This is a genomic window from Gemmobacter sp., assembly GCF_046292685.1.
Taxonomy (GTDB): domain Bacteria; phylum Pseudomonadota; class Alphaproteobacteria; order Rhodobacterales; family Rhodobacteraceae; genus Wagnerdoeblera.
Genome location: NZ_JBKBQM010000014.1, coordinates 1 through 16,387, shown reverse-complemented (window position 1 = coordinate 16,387; position 16,387 = coordinate 1). Strand labels below are relative to the sequence as shown.

General features: G+C 70.8%; 14 protein-coding genes and 1 tRNA gene. 10 read left to right on the top strand and 5 right to left on the bottom strand.

The annotated features are described in order from the left end of the window. Complete coding sequence (locus ACK4S2_RS05780) at nt 1–921, bottom strand: rhodanese-related sulfurtransferase (RefSeq protein ID WP_409621417.1); 921 nt, start codon at nt 919–921, stop codon at nt 1–3. A 91-nt stretch (nt 922–1,012) separates the two neighbouring features. On the opposite strand from ACK4S2_RS05780, the gene ACK4S2_RS05775 reads away from it, so the two are divergent. The 4 genes from ACK4S2_RS05775 (at nt 1,013) to aspS (ending at nt 5,490) form a co-directional block, all read left to right on the top strand. After that, a complete protein-coding gene (locus tag ACK4S2_RS05775; RefSeq protein ID WP_409621414.1) occupies nt 1,013–1,600 on the top strand; it encodes a Pr6Pr family membrane protein in 588 nt (195 codons plus the stop codon). Between the two features lie 68 nt (nt 1,601–1,668). Next, nucleotides 1,669–2,277, top strand: a complete 609-nt coding sequence (gene pncA / locus ACK4S2_RS05770) for a bifunctional nicotinamidase/pyrazinamidase (protein WP_409621411.1) — start codon at nt 1,669–1,671, stop codon at nt 2,275–2,277. Nucleotide 2,278: 1 nt separating this feature from the next. Then, complete coding sequence (pncB, locus tag ACK4S2_RS05765) at nt 2,279–3,571, top strand: nicotinate phosphoribosyltransferase (protein ID WP_409621408.1); 1,293 nt, start codon at nt 2,279–2,281, stop codon at nt 3,569–3,571. A 140-nt stretch (nt 3,572–3,711) separates the two neighbouring features. Then, nucleotides 3,712–5,490: an aspartate--tRNA ligase gene (gene aspS / locus ACK4S2_RS05760; RefSeq protein WP_409621405.1), complete on the top strand. Its 1,779-nt coding sequence runs from the start codon at nt 3,712–3,714 to the stop codon at nt 5,488–5,490. On the opposite strand, the gene ACK4S2_RS05755 is transcribed toward aspS, so the two are convergent. Further along, nucleotides 5,487–7,034, bottom strand: a complete 1,548-nt coding sequence (locus tag ACK4S2_RS05755; protein ID WP_409621402.1) for a Na/Pi cotransporter family protein — start codon at nt 7,032–7,034, stop codon at nt 5,487–5,489. The two genes, aspS and ACK4S2_RS05755, sit on opposite strands and share 4 nt — an antisense overlap. 110 nt (nt 7,035–7,144) lie before the next feature. Here ACK4S2_RS05755 and ACK4S2_RS05750 point away from each other — a divergent pair, with 110 nt between their 5' ends. Both ACK4S2_RS05750 and ACK4S2_RS05745 read left to right on the top strand, forming a co-directional pair. After that, nucleotides 7,145–8,044, top strand: coding sequence for a DMT family transporter (locus tag ACK4S2_RS05750; protein WP_409621399.1), 900 nt, complete (start codon nt 7,145–7,147; stop codon nt 8,042–8,044). Nucleotides 8,045–8,100: 56 nt separating this feature from the next. Continuing rightward, nucleotides 8,101–8,177 (top strand) — tRNA-Pro (locus ACK4S2_RS05745). A gap of 54 nt (nt 8,178–8,231) precedes the next feature. Here ACK4S2_RS05745 and ACK4S2_RS05740 read toward each other — a convergent pair. Then, the gene (locus ACK4S2_RS05740) at nt 8,232–9,107 is read right to left on the bottom strand and encodes a LysR family transcriptional regulator (protein WP_409621396.1); all 876 of its coding nucleotides are present in this window, start codon (nt 9,105–9,107) and stop codon (nt 8,232–8,234) included. A 105-nt stretch (nt 9,108–9,212) separates the two neighbouring features. Here ACK4S2_RS05740 and ACK4S2_RS05735 point away from each other — a divergent pair, with 105 nt between their 5' ends. The 3 genes from ACK4S2_RS05735 to ACK4S2_RS05725 all read left to right on the top strand — a co-directional run bounded on the left by ACK4S2_RS05735 (nt 9,213) and on the right by ACK4S2_RS05725 (nt 13,615). Next, nucleotides 9,213–10,775 carry a proton-conducting transporter membrane subunit gene (locus ACK4S2_RS05735; RefSeq protein ID WP_409621393.1) on the top strand — a complete coding sequence of 521 codons (1,563 nt, stop codon included), beginning with the start codon at nt 9,213–9,215 and terminating at the stop codon, nt 10,773–10,775. Between the two features lie 18 nt (nt 10,776–10,793). After that, nucleotides 10,794–13,163, top strand: coding sequence for a YbcC family protein (locus ACK4S2_RS05730; RefSeq protein WP_409621390.1), 2,370 nt, complete (start codon nt 10,794–10,796; stop codon nt 13,161–13,163). Between the two features lie 218 nt (nt 13,164–13,381). Then, on the top strand, nt 13,382–13,615 hold the full coding sequence (locus tag ACK4S2_RS05725; protein WP_409621387.1) for a VPEID-CTERM sorting domain-containing protein: 234 nt from the start codon (nt 13,382–13,384) through the stop codon (nt 13,613–13,615). Nucleotides 13,616–13,680: 65 nt separating this feature from the next. On the opposite strand, the gene xrtE is transcribed toward ACK4S2_RS05725, so the two are convergent. Both xrtE and ACK4S2_RS05715 read right to left on the bottom strand, forming a co-directional pair. Then, nucleotides 13,681–15,306, bottom strand: a complete 1,626-nt coding sequence (gene xrtE, locus ACK4S2_RS05720) for an exosortase E/protease, VPEID-CTERM system (protein ID WP_409621384.1) — start codon at nt 15,304–15,306, stop codon at nt 13,681–13,683. Nucleotides 15,307–15,408: 102 nt separating this feature from the next. After that, entirely contained in the window at nt 15,409–15,879 is a 471-nt protein-coding gene (locus ACK4S2_RS05715) for a transglycosylase SLT domain-containing protein (protein WP_409621381.1), read from the bottom strand. A 268-nt stretch (nt 15,880–16,147) separates the two neighbouring features. Between ACK4S2_RS05715 and ACK4S2_RS05710 the strand changes: the two genes are divergently transcribed. Next, nucleotides 16,148–16,354, top strand: a complete 207-nt coding sequence (locus tag ACK4S2_RS05710) for a cold-shock protein (RefSeq protein WP_409621378.1) — start codon at nt 16,148–16,150, stop codon at nt 16,352–16,354. Nucleotides 16,355–16,387 lie beyond the last annotated feature (33 nt).

Here is a 16,387-nt window from a genome sequence, read left to right as displayed (position 1 = left end):
TCAGCCTTCGGGCATCGCGCCTTCGCCCAGGTGCACGGCGCCGCGGGCCTGGGCGAGGCGCACCTGGCGCATCCGTTCGCGGAAGCGGGCGCGGCGCGCCTCGTCGTAATCGTCGATGCAGGCGGGGCAGCTGACGCCTTCTTCATACGCGGGGTGGGCGCGGTCGGCCGGGGTGACGGGGCGGCGGCAGGCGTGGCACATGGCGGCATCGCCCGGCACCAGCCCATGCCCGACCGACACGCGCTGATCGAACACGAAGCATTCGCCTTGCCAGAGGCTTTGGTCCGGCGGCACCTCCTCGAGATACTTCAGGATGCCGCCTTGCAGGTGGAACACCTGATCCACCCCTTGCCCCAGCAGCCAGTTGGTGGACTTTTCGCAGCGGATGCCGCCGGTGCAGAACATCGCGATGCGCTTGTTGTGAAATCGGTGGGCATTGGCGCGCCACCAGGCGGGAAATTCGCCGAAGGACCGCGTGCCCGGATCGACCGCGCCGGCAAAGGTGCCGATCGCCACCTCGTAAGCGTTGCGGGTGTCGATGACGGCGACATCGGGGGCGGAAATCAGCGCGTTCCAGTCTTGCGGGGCGACGTAATGGCCGACGCGGGCGCGCGGGTCCACGTCGGGTTGGCCCATCGTCACGATCTCGCGCTTGAGCCGCACCTTCATGCGGCCGAAGGGCAGGGTTTCGGCGCGGCTTTCCTTCCAGTCCAGATCGGCGCAACCGGGCAGCGCGCGGATATGCGCCAGCATCGCGTCGATGCCGGCGCGCGGCCCGGCGATGGTGCCGTTGATGCCTTCGGGCGCGAGCAGCAGCGAGCCGCGCACCCCTTGTGCCCGCGCCAGCGCCAGGAGCGGCGCGCGCAAGGCGGCCGGGTCGGGAAAGCGGGCAAAGTGGTAGAGGGCTGCGATGACGACCATGCCGGCGGTTTACCCGACTGGCCCGGCGGCGCAAGGGGCTTGCCTTGGCGGCGCCGGTCGGGCCTGATGCAGCCGCAAAGGGGGGGCAGGCATGGCACGGACATTGGCGCTGATCCTGGGGGCGGTGGCGCTGGCGGCGGTGGTGGCCGAGTTCGTCCGGCTGGGCGGCCGGCCGGGCCTGGCCGACTGGGGCGCGCGCGCCTGGGAAATGGCGCGGTTCTTTACCATTCTGACCAATGTGCTGGTGGCGGGCACGATGCTGGCGCAGGGGCTGGGGCGGCGGGTGCCGGCGGACCTGGCGATGACGGCGGTGCTGAACATCCTGATGGTCGGCGCGGTCTATCAGGTGTTGCTGCGCCCCGAGGTGCCGTTTCAGGGCCTGCGGTTCTGGACCGACCTTGCCTTGCACGCGCTGGTGCCGGCGGGGGCGCTGCTGTGGTGGCTGGGCTTCGGGCCGCGGGGCCTGGCGGCGGCGCGGGTGCCGCGCTGGCTGATCTGGCCGGCGGCCTATTGCGGCTATGCGCTGTGGCGAGGGCTGGCCGAAGGGCGTTACCCCTATTTCTTTGTCGATGTCGGGCGCTTCGGCTGGGCGCAGGTGGGGCTGAACATCGCCGGGCTGGTGGCGGTGTTCGGCGTGGTGGGATGGGCGATGGCGGCGCTGTCGCGCCGGTTGCCCTGAGCGCGGGCGATTGACGCGAGGCTGCGCGCCGCTTAGGCAACGTCAGGATGACAGCACCGGAACCCCTCATGCGCCCCAGCACCGAAGCACTGATCGTGATCGACATCCAGAACGATTTCTGCCCCGGTGGTGCGCTGGCGGTGGCCGAAGGCGACGCGATCATCCCGGCCGTCAACGCGATGATGGACGATTTCGCCACCGTGGTGCTGACGCAGGACTGGCACCCGGCGGGGCATTCCAGCTTTGCCGCCAGCCACCCCGGCGCGCATCCTTTCGAGACGGTGCGGATGGAGTATGGCGACCAGACGCTGTGGCCCACCCATTGCGTGCAAGGCAGCCACGGTGCCGCCTTTCACCCCGGGCTGCGCACCAGCCCGGCGCAGGCGATCATCCGCAAGGGGTTCCGCCGCGGCATCGACAGCTATTCGGCGTTTTTCGAGAACGACCGCACCACCCCCACCGGGCTTGACGGGTTGCTGCGCGCCCGCGGGGTTTCGGCGGTGACGCTGACCGGCCTTGCCACCGATTTCTGCGTCGGCTTTTCGGCGCTGGATGCCGCCCGGCTGGGCTTTGCCGTGACGGTCGAGCTGGCCGCCTGCCGGGCGATCGACCTGAACGGGTCGCTGGCCGCGATGCTGGAGCGGATGCGCGCGGCCGGGGTGCGGCTGGAGGGGTGAGATGGTCGATATCGCCACACGGGTGCACAACCACAACTGGAACATCGACCCGATCGTGCGGTCGCTGATCGACACCGATTTCTACAAGCTGTTGATGTGTCAGTCGATTTTACGCAACCACCCCGATACGACGGTGGTGTTCTCGCTTATCAACCGCAGCGCCGACGTGCGGTTGGCCGAGCTGATCGACGAAGGCGCGTTGCGCGAGCAGCTGGACCATGTGCGCAGCCTGAGCCTGAGCCGGGGCGAGTCGACCTGGCTGCGCGGCAACATGTTCTATGGCAAGCGCCAGATGTTCCGCCCCGATTTCATGGAGTGGTTCGAGGGCTTGCGCCTGCCGCCCTATCATCTGGAAAAGGTGGACGGGCAATACGAGCTGACCTTCGAGGGGCGCTGGCCCGAGGTGATGCTGTGGGAGATTCCCGCGCTGGCCGTGCTGATGGAGCTGCGCAGCCGCGCGGTGCTGCGCGGCATGGGCAGGTTCGAGCTGCAGGTGCTCTATGCCCGGGCGATGGCGCGGGTCTGGGAAAAGGTGGAGCGGCTGCGGCGGATCGAGGGGCTGAAGATCGCCGATTTCGGCACGCGGCGGCGGCACGGGTTCCTCTGGCAGGACTGGTGCGTGCAGGCCATGCAGGAAGGGCTGGGGGCCAAGTTCATCGGCACCTCGAACTGCCGCATCGCCATGAAGCGCGACATCGAGGCGATCGGGACCAATGCGCACGAGTTGCCGATGGTGACGGCCGCGCTGGCCGACAGCGACGAGGAGCTGGCGCAGGCGCCTTACCGCGTGCTGGCCGACTGGCACGAGGAGCACGACGGCAACCTGCGCATCATCCTGCCCGATACCTACGGCACCGAAGGGTTCCTGGCGCGCGCGCCCGACTGGCTGGCCGGCTGGACGGGCATCCGCATCGATTCGGGCGACCCGGTCACGGGGGCGGAAACCGCGATCCGCTGGTGGAAGGCGCGCGGCGAGGATCCGGCGCAGAAGCTGGTGATCTTTTCCGACGGGCTGGACGTGGACAGGATCGAGGCGCTTCACGCCCGGTTCCACGGCCGGGTGAAGGTGAGCTTCGGCTGGGGCACGCTGTTGACCAACGATTTCCGCGGCCTGGTGGCGGGCGACCGGCTGGCGCCGTTCAGCCTGGTGTGCAAGGCGGTCAGCGCCGACGGGCGGCCGACGGTGAAGCTTTCGGACAACCCCATGAAGGCGATGGGCCCGAAGGCCGAGGTGGAACGCTACAAGCGGGTGTTCGGCGTGGGCGAACAGGCAGCGCAGCCGGTGGTGGTCTGATCCGGCCGGCCGGGGCCTGCGGAGCAGGCCGGGGCCTCCGGCGGGGATATTTGGACAAGGTGAAAGGGGCGCGGGCTTGACTTCGCCGGGCCGGCGCGCTTTCACGGCGCGGTCAGTCAGCCCCGCGGAAAGGGACGCCCATGCACGCCTATCGCAGCCATACCTGTGCCGATCTGAACCTGGACCATGTGGGCCAGACGGTCCGGCTGTCGGGGTGGGTTCACCGGGTGCGCGATCATGGCGGGGTGCTGTTCATCGACCTGCGCGACCATTACGGCATCACCCAGGTGCTGGCCGATGCCGACAGCCCGGCGCTGGGCGCACTGGAAAAGGTGCGCAGCGAATTCTGCATCCGGGTGGATGGCCTCGTGAAGGCGCGCGATGCGGCGCTGGTGAACCCAAAGCTGCCCACCGGCGCGATCGAGGTTTATGTGACGGCGGTGGAGGTGCTGGGCCCGGCGGACGAGCTGCCCTTGCCGGTGTTCGGCGAGCCCGATTACCCCGAGGAAACGCGGCTGACCTACCGTTTCCTCGACCTGCGGCGCGAGACGCTGCATGCCAACATGATGCTGCGGTCGAACGTGATCCGGTCGATCCGCAACCGGATGTGGGCGGCGGGGTTCAACGAGTTCCAGACGCCGATCATCACCGCGTCGAGCCCCGAGGGGGCGCGCGATTTCCTGGTGCCGAGCCGTCTGCACCCGGGCAAGTTCTATGCGCTGCCGCAGGCGCCGCAGCAGTTCAAGCAGTTGCTGATGGTCTCGGGCTTCGACCGCTATTTCCAGATCGCGCCTTGCTTTCGCGACGAGGATCCGCGCGCGGACCGCAGCCCGACGGATTTCTACCAGCTGGACCTGGAGATGAGTTTCGTCACGCAGGAGGATGTGTTCGCCACCGTCCAGCCGGTGATTGCCGGGCTGTTCGAGGAGTTCGGCAAGGGGCGCCCGGTGAACAAGGTGTGGCCGCGCATCGCCTATCGGGACGCGCTGAAGTGGTATGGCAGCGACAAGCCCGACCTGCGCAACCCGATCCGGATGGCGGATGTGAGCGAGCATTTCCGCGGCTCGGGCTTTGCGATCTTTGCGAAACTGCTGGAGCAGGAGGGCACCGAGATTCGTGCCATTCCGGCGCCCACGGGCGGCAGCCGCAAGTTCTGCGACCGGATGAATGCCTTTGCCCAGGCGCAGGGCCTGCCGGGGATGGGCTATATCTTCTGGCGCGAGGAAGGCGGCGCGATGGATGCCGCCGGGCCGGTGGCCAAGAACATCGGCCCCGAGCGCACCGAAGCGATCCGCCAGCAGCTGGGGCTTGGCCTGGGGGATGCCGTGTTCTTTCTGGGCGGGCGGCCCGAAACCTTCGAGGCGGTGGCGGGCAAGGCGCGCAACGAGATCGGGCGCGAGCTGGGGTTGACGGATTTCAACCGGTTCGAATTCGCCTGGATCGTCGATTTCCCGATGTACGAGAAGGACCCGGAGACGGGCAAGATCGACTTCAGCCACAACCCGTTTTCCATGCCGCAAGGCGGGCTGGAGGCCTTGGCGGGCGACCCGCTGAACGTTCATGCCTATCAATACGACCTGGCCTGCAACGGCTATGAGCTGATTTCGGGCGGCATCCGCAATCATACGCCCGAGATCATGTTCAAGGCCTTCGAGCTGGCGGGCTATGGCCGCGAGGAGGTGGAAAGGCGCTTTGGCGGCATGGTCAAGGCCTTTCGCTATGGCGCGCCGCCGCACGGGGGCTGTGCCGCGGGCATCGACCGCATCGTGATGCTGCTGGCGGACGAGGCGAACATCCGGCAGGTCATCCTGTTCCCGATGAACCAGCGCGCCGAAGACCTGCTGATGGGCGCGCCGAGCGAGCCCACCAACGAGCAGTTGCGCGAGCTGCGGTTGCGGGTGCTGCCGAAGGACGCCTAAGCCCCCGCCAGTTCGGCGCGGTAATGCGCGATGCGTTCGCCGTGCCGGGCAACGTGGGACAGCCAGCGCATGGCGTCGGTGCGGCGGAACAGGTCGGGCACGGAAACCTGCCCGAGGTGTTCGCGCAGCAGCGTGGCGCGGCGGTGGCGCAGGCTGCGCCGGTCGATCAGGTCGGCCAGCCGGTCGAACCGGGAGGCAGGCAGGCCGGGGCGGCGAAAGGCGGCGCCGACCGCGCGGGCGGTGCGGTGCAGGGTGCGATCCTCGGCCGAGGCGGCGAGCGGCGCGGTGCGCGACAGCCGTTCGGCCAGGCGGCCGAGGTGGTCGGTCAGGTGCAACAGCGCGGTCATGCGCCGGTGCAGCGCGGGCCGGTCGTCGGGCAGGCGGATGCGGGCCAGAAAGGCCTGAAGCTGGGCCAGAACCTCGGGCGCCTGGGCCGAAAGGGCGGCAAGGCCGCGCAGGTCGGGTGCGGGCGCGAGGGCGGCGCCGGTGGCGGCGAACATGCGGTCGGCCAGGTCGCCGGCCACGGTGGCGGCGGCGGCCAGGGCGGTTTCGGGGTCGGCCAGCAAGGCGGGGTCGAGCGCGGGCAGGTGTGCCGTCGGCCGTTCGGGCACCAGCCGGTCGAGCAGGCGGGCGAAGGCGCCGGTGAACGGCAGGAACACCAGCGCGCCCGCCACGTTCAGGCTGGTGTGATACAGCACCAGCGCCGTCTGGTCGTCGCGCCCCAGGGCGGTGCCGTGCAGAAGCGGCGACACCGCGTCGAGCAGCGGAAAGGCCAGCACGGCGGAAATCACGTTGAACAGCAGGTTCGCCAGCGCCGTCTGGCGCATGGCGCGGCTGCCGCCGGCAGCGGCGAGCAAGGCGGTCAGCGTGGTGCCGACGTTCATGCCGATGGCCAGCGCTGCCGCCTGGGTGAAGGTGACGCCGCCCGCGCCCAGCACCACCAGCAGCAAGGCCATTCCGGCGCTGGAGCTTTGCAGCATCGCCACCAGAACCGCCCCCGCCAGCACCAGTTGCGCGCGCCCCGCCCAGGTGTCGCCGGGCAGCACGTCGGGGCCCAGCCAGCCTTGCACCAGCGCACCGGCGCCTTGCATCAGGTCCAGCCCGATGAACAGCAGGCACAGCCCCGCCAGCCCCTTGCCCAGCGTGGCCCAGCGGCCCTGGCCCAGCACCGCCAGCAAGGCGGCGCCGAACATGGCCGGCATGGCAATGGTGCCGAGTTTCAGCTTGAAGCCCAGCAGGTTCACGATCCAGCCGGTGGCGGTGGTGCCGATGTTGGCGCCATAGATCAGCCCCAGCGCCTGGCCCGTGGTCAGCAGCCCCGCCCCGGCAAAGCCCACCGTCATCACCGTGACGGCGGTGGAGGATTGCACGATGGTGGTGGCCAGCGCGCCGGTCAGCGTGCCGCGCAACGGCGTGGTGGTGGCGCGCGCGATGGCGCGGCGCAGCCCGTCGCCGGCGGCGGCGCGCAGCGATTCGGTCAGGATCTTCATCCCGAACAGGAAGATTCCGATGCCCCCGAGGGCGGTCAGCACGCCGGTGTCCATGCCGGCAGATTGCCCCCTGCATCCGGCCGCCGCAAGCGGTTGAGCCTGCCGACGGATCGGGTATGGTGCCGCCGGAACGCCCGGGTTTCGGGCCTGCAAGGATGCCCGACATGCTGCGCCAGAGCCCGAACGCCACCGGAGCCCTGTTGGCGCTTGCGGCGTTTTTCGTGTTTTCCTCGCATGATGCGCTGATAAAGGTGCTGGCGGCGACCTATTCGCCGGTGCAGATCGTGTTCTGCATCGCGCTGTTCGGCTTTCCGCTGATCCTGGCGATGGTGGCGACCGACCGGGCCGCGGGCACGCTGCTGCCGCGCAACCCGGCCTGGGTCTGGGTGCGCGGGCTGACGGTGGCGGGGTCTTCGGTGTGCGGCTTCTACGCCTTTTCGGTGCTGCCGATGGCGCAGGTCTATGCCATCCTGTTCGGCACACCGCTGATGATTACGCTGCTGTCGGTGCCGGTGCTGGGCGAAAAGGTGGGCTGGCGGCGCGGGCTGGCGGTGGTGGTGGGCATGTGCGGTGTGCTGGTGGTGCTGCGGCCCGGGTCGGCCGAGCTGTCGCTGGGGCATCTGGCGGCGCTGGCCAGCGCGGCGATGGGGGCGATGACCTCGGTCATCACGCGGAGGATCGGCCAGCAGGAACGCGCGGCGGTGCTGCTGCTGTATGCGATGGCGGGCAATTTCGTGCTGATGGGGGCGATGATGCCCTGGGTCTACCTGCCGATGCCGGGGCCGGACCTGGCGGTGATGATCGCCATTGCCGCGATGGCCTTTGCCGCGATGCAGCTGGTGATCCTGGCCTATCGCCGGGCCGAGGCGGTGGTGGTGGCGCCGATGCAGTATTCGCAGATCGTCTGGGCGGTGGTGTTCGGCACGCTGTTCTTTCAGGAACAGCCCGATGCCATGACCCTGCTGGGCGCGGCGATCGTGATTGCCAGCGGCGTCTACATCGTCTGGCGCGAGGCGCGGCGCAAGGTCGAGGGGGCCGGCGTCGATGCGGGCGCGCGGCTTTAGGCTGCATCTACCCCCTTGCCAAGCTGGCGCGAAGGGTTTAACCCCCCGCCCACGGTCGGAGCGTAGCGCAGCCTGGTAGCGCACCTGCTTCGGGAGCAGGGGGTCGGAGGTTCGAATCCTCTCGCTCCGACCATTTTCCCGCCTTTCCCTGTCCTTCGCGCAAGGCATGGCGCATCCGGTCCGCCTGTCAGTCGGTGGCCGACAGCAGCGGCGCCAGCAGCGGGTTGGCGAAGCGTCGGGTGCGGGTGATGGCGAGGAAGGTTTCGCTGAGCCCGTCGAGCTTGGCGGCCTCGACCAGGGTGCCGGCGCCCAGTTCGTCTTGCACCACGATGGGCGGAATCGCCGCAAGGCCGGCGTTTTCGCGCGCCAGCAGGCGCAGCATGGCCATGTCGTCGGCCTCGGCCGCGATGTTGGGGGTGACGCGCAGGCGGCTGGCCAGCGCATCGAACCCGGCGCGCAGCGCGGTTTCGGGCGGGGGCAGCACGATGGGTTCCTGCGCCAGCAGGTCGGCCAGGCTGCGCGGGCTGGCGCCGATGCGCGCGGGCGTGCCGATCAGGCTGACGGGTTGTTCGGAGATGCGGTGCACCAGCCAGGGGCTGGCCGCATCGCGCGGGGGGGCAAGGTTCGTCAGTACCACGTCCAGCGCCAGCGCATCGAGCCCGCGCAGCAATTCGCCTTGCGAGCCCGAGCGCAGCACCACCTCGACATCCGGGCGGCCGATCAGCGGGCGCAGGAACCGCATCTGAAGGTTGCGCGACAGCGTGGCCAGCGCCCCAACCCGCAAGGCGCGCCGCCCGCGCCCGGTTTCCTGCAAGGTCGAGGCGAGGTCGTCGGCGGTGCGAAAGATCGCCTCGGCATGGTCGAGCGCGATGCGCCCGGCCTCGGTCAGCACGAGGCCGCGGCCGCGGCGTTCGAACAGGTCGTGCCCCAGCGTCTGTTCCAGCGTGCGGATCTGCGCCGAAAGCGCGGATTGCGACAGGTTCAGCCGCCGGGCGGCGCCGGTCAGGGTGCCATCGGTGGCAACGGCGCGGAACAGGCGCAGGTGGTGCAGGTTCAGGTGCATGGCCGTTCTATATAATGGAACGGTTACGGCGAAAATATGTAATTTTCTGCGATGCTGGCGCAGGCTATCTGCATCGGCAGTCCAATGGTCACGGAGTGCCGAACGATGGAGACCTTCTTTCCCCCGGGCCTGGTTGCCCCTGTGGTTCTTCTGGCGGCAGCGGCGGTTGCGGCCGCGCGCCCGGGCCGCCGTCCCGCGCCGGTGCCGCGCCTGGCCGAAGCGGCGGCGCTGGTGGCGCTGGGCCTGGCGGGCACCGGCCTTGCCGGGCTGATCGCCTGGGGGCCGGCGACGTTCGGCGCCGGCACGGGGGCGCTGACGCTGCTGCTGCGGGTGGATGCGCTGTCGGCGACGATGGCGCTGCTGGTCGGGTTTGTCGGCTGGGTGGTGGTGCGCTATGCGCGCAGCTACATGGATGGCGAGGCGCGCGAAGGCGCGTTCCATGCCTGGATGCTGGCGACGCTGGCGGCGGTGCTGGTGCTGGTGCAGGCGGGAAGCCTTGCGGTGCTGGTGCTGGCGCTGGTGGCGGTGGGGCTGGGGCTGCGGCAGTTGCTGCTGTTCTACCCCGGGCGGCCCGAGGCGCGGCGCGCGGCGGCCAAGTTCTCGTTGGTCTGGGGCGCGGGCGACGTTGCGGTGTTCGGGGCGGCGGTGCTGTTGTGGGTTGCCTTCGGCACTGCCGACCTGGCGGCGCTGAGTGCGATGGCGGCCGGCGGCCTGCCGCTGGCGGCGCAGGGCGCGGTGGCGCTGCTGGTGCTGGCCGCGCTGTTCAAGACCGCCTCGTTTCCGCTGCACGGCTGGTTGACCGAGGTGATGGAGGCACCGACGCCGGTTTCGGCCCTGCTGCACGCCGGCATCGTGAACGCGGGCGGGTTCCTGCTGATCCGGCTGGCGGACCTGGTGCAGGCCAGCCCGGGCGCGATGGCGGCGCTGGTGATGCTGGGCGGGTTCACCGCGCTGTTCGGGGCGGCGGTGATGCTGACGCAAAGCGCGGTCAAGACCGCGCTGGCCTGGTCCACCGTGGCGCAGATGGGCTTCATGCTGGTGCAATGCGGTCTGGGCCTGTGGGCGCTGGCCTTGCTGCACATCGTGGCGCATTCGCTTTACAAGGCGCATGCCTTCCTGTCGTCGGGCGGGGCGGTGCAGGCGGTGGCGGCGGTGCGCCGGCCGGGGCCGGTGGCGGTGCCGGGGCCCTGGGCGGTGGCGCGCGCCTTCGGCATCGCGGTGGTGCTCTATGGCGCGGTGGCGGCGGGCTTTGGCGCGCTGGCCGGGGCCAAGACGCCGCAGGCCCTGGCGCTGGGCGTGATCCTGGTGTTCGGCGTGGCCTATCTGGTGGCGCAAGGCCTGGCCGATGCTGCGCCGCGGGCGCTGACGCAGCGCACGGCGGCGGCCGCGGCGGCGGCGGCGGTGGGATATTTCGCCTTTCACCAGATTGCCGGCCTGGTGTGGGGCGGGCAGCTGCCGGCGCCCCCGGTGCCCGGGCCGCTGGAATGGGCGCTGATCGTGCTGGCGCTGGTGTCGTTCGGGCTGGTGGCCTGGGCGCAGGCGCTGTTCCCGCTGTGGGCGCACCATCCGGCGGCGGCCGGGCTGCGGGTGCACCTGGCCAACGGGCTTTACCTGAATGCCGTGCTCGACCGCCTGATCGGCGGGTTCCGGGCCTCGAAACCGCAGTGATCCGAAAGGGACCGACCGATGTTTCTGAAAGCGATCGACATTGCCCCGGCCCGGGTGGCCGGCCTGCTGGAAGCGGCCGAAGCGGCGGCCCGGGCCATACCGCCGGCCTTTCCCTTGTCGGCCACGGTGGCGGTGAACCCGTTCCTGGGCCAGACCGGCGAGGATCTGGCCACCGCCGCGGCGCGGTTGGCGCGGGTGGCCGGCGTGCGGCTGATGCGCCCGCGGGCCGAGCTGGCGGCCGAGGTGGCCGCCGGCCGGATCGGCGACGACGACCTGGCCGAGGCGCTGATCGCCTGTGCCTCGCCCTTGAAGCCGGCCGACCTCGCGCTGCTGAAGGCGCGGCTGGCGACCGAGCCGCCGGCCCCGGCCGCCTTGCCCACGCTGGCCGACCTGGTCGCCGGGGTCGGCGGCACCGACTGGCCGGCAGTGATCGCGCGGGCCTTCGGGCTGTGGGCGGCCGGGCAGTTCGACCTCGGGCAGGCGCTGTGGTCGCCCGCCGCGCGGCAGGGTGCCTATGCGGCCTGGCGCGAATGGGCGACGCATGACCTGACACCGGAAATCGCGGGCCTGACGGGTTTTTGCGCCCATGTCGCCGCGGCGCCCGACACCGCGGCGCGGGCGGTGCTGCGCGCCTCGGAGCGGCTGGGGCTGACCGAGGCGGCGGCGCCGACCGCCTATCACCGGCTGCTGATGGACCTGGGCGGCTGGGCGCAGCACGCGCGCTGGCTGTTGTGGCAGGCCGAGCTGGCCGGGGGCAGCGACACCACGCTGACCGACCTGCTGGCGATCCGGCTGGTGTGGGAGGAGGCCCTGCTGGCCCATGCGCCCGAGGTCGGCAAGGCCTGGGCCGAAACGCTGGCCGCGCACGAGGCGCCGGTGGCGCCGACGGCCGATCAGGTGCTGGACGCGATCTTGCAGGAGGCGGCCGAGCGCGCGCATCAGCGGCGGCTGGCGGCGATGCTGAACGGCCCGGCCCCGGCGCTGCCCGCGCGGCCGGCGCTGCAGGCGGCATTCTGCATCGACGTGCGGTCCGAGGTGTTCCGCCGCGCGCTGGAATCGCTCGACCCCGGGATCGAGACCATCGGCTTTGCCGGGTTCTTCGGCCTGCCGCTGGCGCATCTGGCGCATGGCACGGACGAGGCGGCGACGCATCTGCCGGTGCTGCTGAACCCCGGGCTGACCGCCACCAGCCATGCCGCGCCAGAGGTCGAGCAGGCCGCGCGCATCGCGGCGCGCACGGCGCGGGCCTGGGGCCGGTTCCGGCAGGCGGCGGTGTCGTCCTTTGCCTTTGTCGAGGCGGCGGGGCCGCTTTATGGCGCCAAGCTCGTGCGCGATGCGCTGGGCCTGGGCGCCAAGGCGGCCCCCGCCCCGGCCCCCCGCCTTGCCGAGGCGCTGCCGGTGGCGGCGCGGGCGGCCACGGCGGCGGCGGTGCTGAAGGCGATGAGCCTGAGCCGCGGCCATGCGCCGGTGGTGCTGCTGGTCGGGCATGGCGCGCAGGTCGCCAACAACCCGCACGAAAGCGCCTATCATTGCGGCGCCTGCGGCGGGCAGACCGGCGAGGTCTCGGCCCGGCTGCTGGCCAGCCTGCTGAACGACCCCGAAACCCGGGCGGCCTTGCCGGCGCAGGGCATCGCCTTGCCCGAGGATACGGTGTTCGTGGCCGGCCTCCACGACACCACGACCGACACGGTGACGCTGCACGATACCGAGGCGCTGCCGGCCGAGACGCTGGCCGCGCTGCGGCGCTGGCTGGCCGGCGCGGCGGCGCTGGCGCGGGCCGAACGCGCGGCGCGCCTGCCCGGCGCCACGGCGCTGACCATTGCCGACCGGGCGCGCAACTGGGCCGAGGTGCGCCCGGAATGGGGCCTGGCGGGTTGCGCCGCCTTTGTCGCCGCCCCGCGGGCGGTGACGGCCGGGGCCGACCTGCAAGGCCGCGCCTTCCTGCACAGTTACGACTGGGCGGCGGATCCGGGCTTTGCCACGCTGGAGCTGATCCTGACCGCGCCGGTGGTGGTGGCCAGCTGGATCAGCCTGCAATACTATGGCTCGGCCGTGGCGCCCGAGGCCTTCGGCGGCGGCAACAAGCTGATCCACAACGTCACCGGCGGTATCGGGGTGGTGCAAGGCAACGGCGGCATCCTGCGCCCCGGCCTGCCCTGGCAGGCGGTGCACGACGGCGCGCGGCTGGTGCACGAGCCCTTGCGGCTGTCGGTGCTGATCGAGGCGCCGACCGAGGCGATGAGCGCCGTGCTGGCACGGCATCCGGGGGTGCGGGCGTTGTTCGACAACGGCTGGTTGCACCTGTTCGCCTTGCAGGGCGGGCGCGTGGCGGCGCGGTATAGGCCCGGCCTGGTCTGGCAGGCCGAAGGCGCCGGCGCCGGGGCGTGATTCGCGCGGCCTCTGGCGCCTGCCTGAAAACCGGGCAGGCGCCGGGGCCGGGCCGGGGCGGGGTAGCGCCGGTTCGGAAACAATCCCGCGCCGTCTTGCACTTTGCTGCCGCGACGGAGACAGAGAATGGCAAGATTGTGGCGCAGGGCAGCAAGCCCCTTGTTTTGAGGCGCGGAATCTGGCTTTTGAAAGGCAGAGGGTTAGTCGGGAGTGTGCGTATGACTTCGTTCAAGACAGTGGCTTTGGCGGCCGTCGCCTTTGGCACGATGACCGCGCCGGCAATGGCGCAGTCGTTGCTGTGGTGGCTTACGGGTGGCGGGCGTGGGGGCTCGGGCGGTTCGACCACGCCCGTGGCGGTGCCGGAGATCGACGGCTCCACGGCGCTGCTGGCCGTGGCGGCGATCGTGGCCGCGCTGGCCTTTGCCTGGGAACGCAACCGCCGCCGCGCCTGAGGCGCAAGCGCCGAAATGCAGGGCGCCGCGGGCAACCCCCGCGGCGCCTTTGCCTTTTCAAGTGCTCAGATCAGTGCCCAGTCGCCGTGCCAGAGCGCGGCCGCCGCCACCACGGCATTGGCCGCGACATGGCCCCAGACGGCGTCGGCCAGCCGCCCGCGCCACAGCATGAGCCCGCCGAAGACCAGCCCGGCCGCCGCCGCCTCGGCCCAGCGGCCGTGCATCAGGCCGAACAGCCCCGAGGAGACCGCCAGCGCCACGAGGCGCCACCCGAGACCGCCGCGGTCCAGCCGCGCCAGCACATAGCCGCGAAAGAACAGCTCCTCGACCAGCGGGACGAGGGCGACGGTGCCCACCACGCGAAACACCACCCAGAAGGCAAGACCGGCGCCGCTGAGCCCGGTCAGCAGCTGCGACAGCACGAAGGCATCGGGATCGTCGGCCGGGGCGGTCAGCACCCAGCCGATGCCGACCAGCACCCCCAGCACCAGCGCCGCGGCCGAAGGCGCCCAGTCCTGCGCGCGCAGGGCCGGCCAGAACAGCGCCAGCACCAGCGCCATGACAGCGGTTTTCCACGGGTAGCCAAGCTCGGGGTGAAAGAACAGCGCCGCGGTCAGCGTGGACACCACCATGAACGCCACGAAGGGCAGGATGCGCGCCGCCAGCCAGTCTTGCCGCAAGGGGGGGGCGGGCGCGCGGGGCATCGCGGCGGCGCGGTGCAGCCAGGGCGTCGCCTGCACGAACCACATCAGCCCCAGCGCCAGCAGGATGAAGAACAGCCAGCCCGCATAGGAATGGAACCCGTTGACCGCGAGGTCGGGCGAAACCCGGTCGCCGATGACGATCAGCGCCGCGATGCGCAGCACGTTGAGGCCCCAGCTGAGCACCAGCCCCAGCGGCAACACCACCAGCGCATAGCGCAAGGGGCGGATGCGGTCGTGGAACAGCGCGGCATAAAGCGCGGTAAAACCGGTGACCAGCGCCAGCCCCTCGACCCCCGAGCATTGCTGGGCGATGTGCACCCGGAAACCGCCGATGCCGATGATGTAGCCCGCAGCATCCACATGCACCGGGCCGCCGGTCAGCGCCAGCACCGCGGCCACGGCATGGAAGGTCGCCCCGGTCAGCGCCGGCCAGTGCCACCACAAGGGCAGGATCAGGTCGGCCAGGTCGGGCAGCAGGATGCCGCCGGCCAGCGCGGCCAGCACCACCGGCGCGTCGCGCCCGGCGACGCGGCGCCAGGCCGGCGCGGGGGCCAGCCAAAGCACCGCCCCCGCCAGCGCGGCCACCGCCCCCGCCAGCCAGAACGGGGCGAGCCGCACGAACATCGGCGCCATGTCCTGGCCTGCGGCCACGAACAGCGGCACCGCCAGCAGCGCGACCCCGGCAAAGTGCAACGCCGGCCACAGGCCGTTGGGTCCGGGGCGCTGGGTTGCCGCGGCCAGCCGCACCGCCAGCGCGGGCCGCGCCCAAAGCAGCACCGCCGCCACCGCCAGCACCGACATGGCGCGGGCCACAAGGCTGCGCAGGCCGCGGCAGGCCGCTTCGGCCTCGGTCGCCTGGCATTCGATGCGCGCAAGGAACTGGTAGGCCGCCGCCAGCAGCAGAAGCTCCGCCACGAACAGCGCGATCAGCACGGCGGCGCGGTGGAACCCGCCCAGACCCTTGCGGCTGTCACGACTGCTGTCCAAACCCCTGTCCGTCATGCTGCATCCCGGCCTGCGTCCTGCATGCCATGTCGCAGGGGTTCCGGGCAAGCGCGGGGCGGCACTGCGGCGATTTTGCGCGGGGGCTCAGGCGCGCAGGCCGGTTTCGCGCAAGAGGCCGCGGCGCTTGGCCTCGTAGTAATACCCCTTGGAATACCACATGACTGCCCGGTCGTGCGACCCGTCGGCCACGAGCCAGGCACCGCGCAGGTATTTCACGCCATAGGTCAGGTTGATTTCCGGGTCCAGCAAGCCTTCGGGCGGGCCGGCATAGCCCATGGTGCGCGCGGTCTGCGGCAGAATCTGCATGAGCCCGAAATAGGGGCCGTTGCGTGCGGCGGGATTGTAGCGGCTTTCGCGCTGCACCACCCGGTGCACGAGCTTGCGCGGCACGTCGTAGTGGTCGGCGTAGCGGTCCACCATCGCGCGGATTTCCGGCGAGCCTTCGGGCAGGTTCGACGCCGAAGGCCGCGCCCCGTGCCGCCGCACGGGCGAACAGCCCGCCACCAGCGCCCCGGCGGCAAGGGTCAGGAACAGGCGGCGCGAAGGCTGGAACATCGGCGGGCATCCGGCATGGGTTTTCACGGGGTGACAACCCTTGCATAGCGCGAAGGGACCGGCCGGGAAACAGGCCGGAAACGGCATCGGCAAAGGCTTGCCGGAAATAAAACGCGGCGGGGGGTTGTGCGAATCGCTGCAAGGGCGCATATGGGGTGCGCTACGCTCTACTCTTGATCCTCTGTCTCCTCACGGCTTCAGGTTTCTTGTTTCGACCGGGCCGGGCCACTGCACTTTCGCAGGTGGCATACATGAAGGAGACATCACGATGGCCAAAGGCACCGTGAAATGGTTCAACGCCACCAAAGGCTTCGGCTTCATTGCCCCGGAAGGTGGCCGCAAGGACGTGTTCGTGCACATCAGCGCGATGGAACGCGCCGGCATCCGCCAGCTGAATGACGGCCAGGCCGTCACGTTCGACATCGAATCCGGCCGCGACGGCCGCGAATCGGCGACGAACCTCGCGCTGGCCTGACAAGGCCCCGCCTTCGGGTGGATCGGGGCGGCC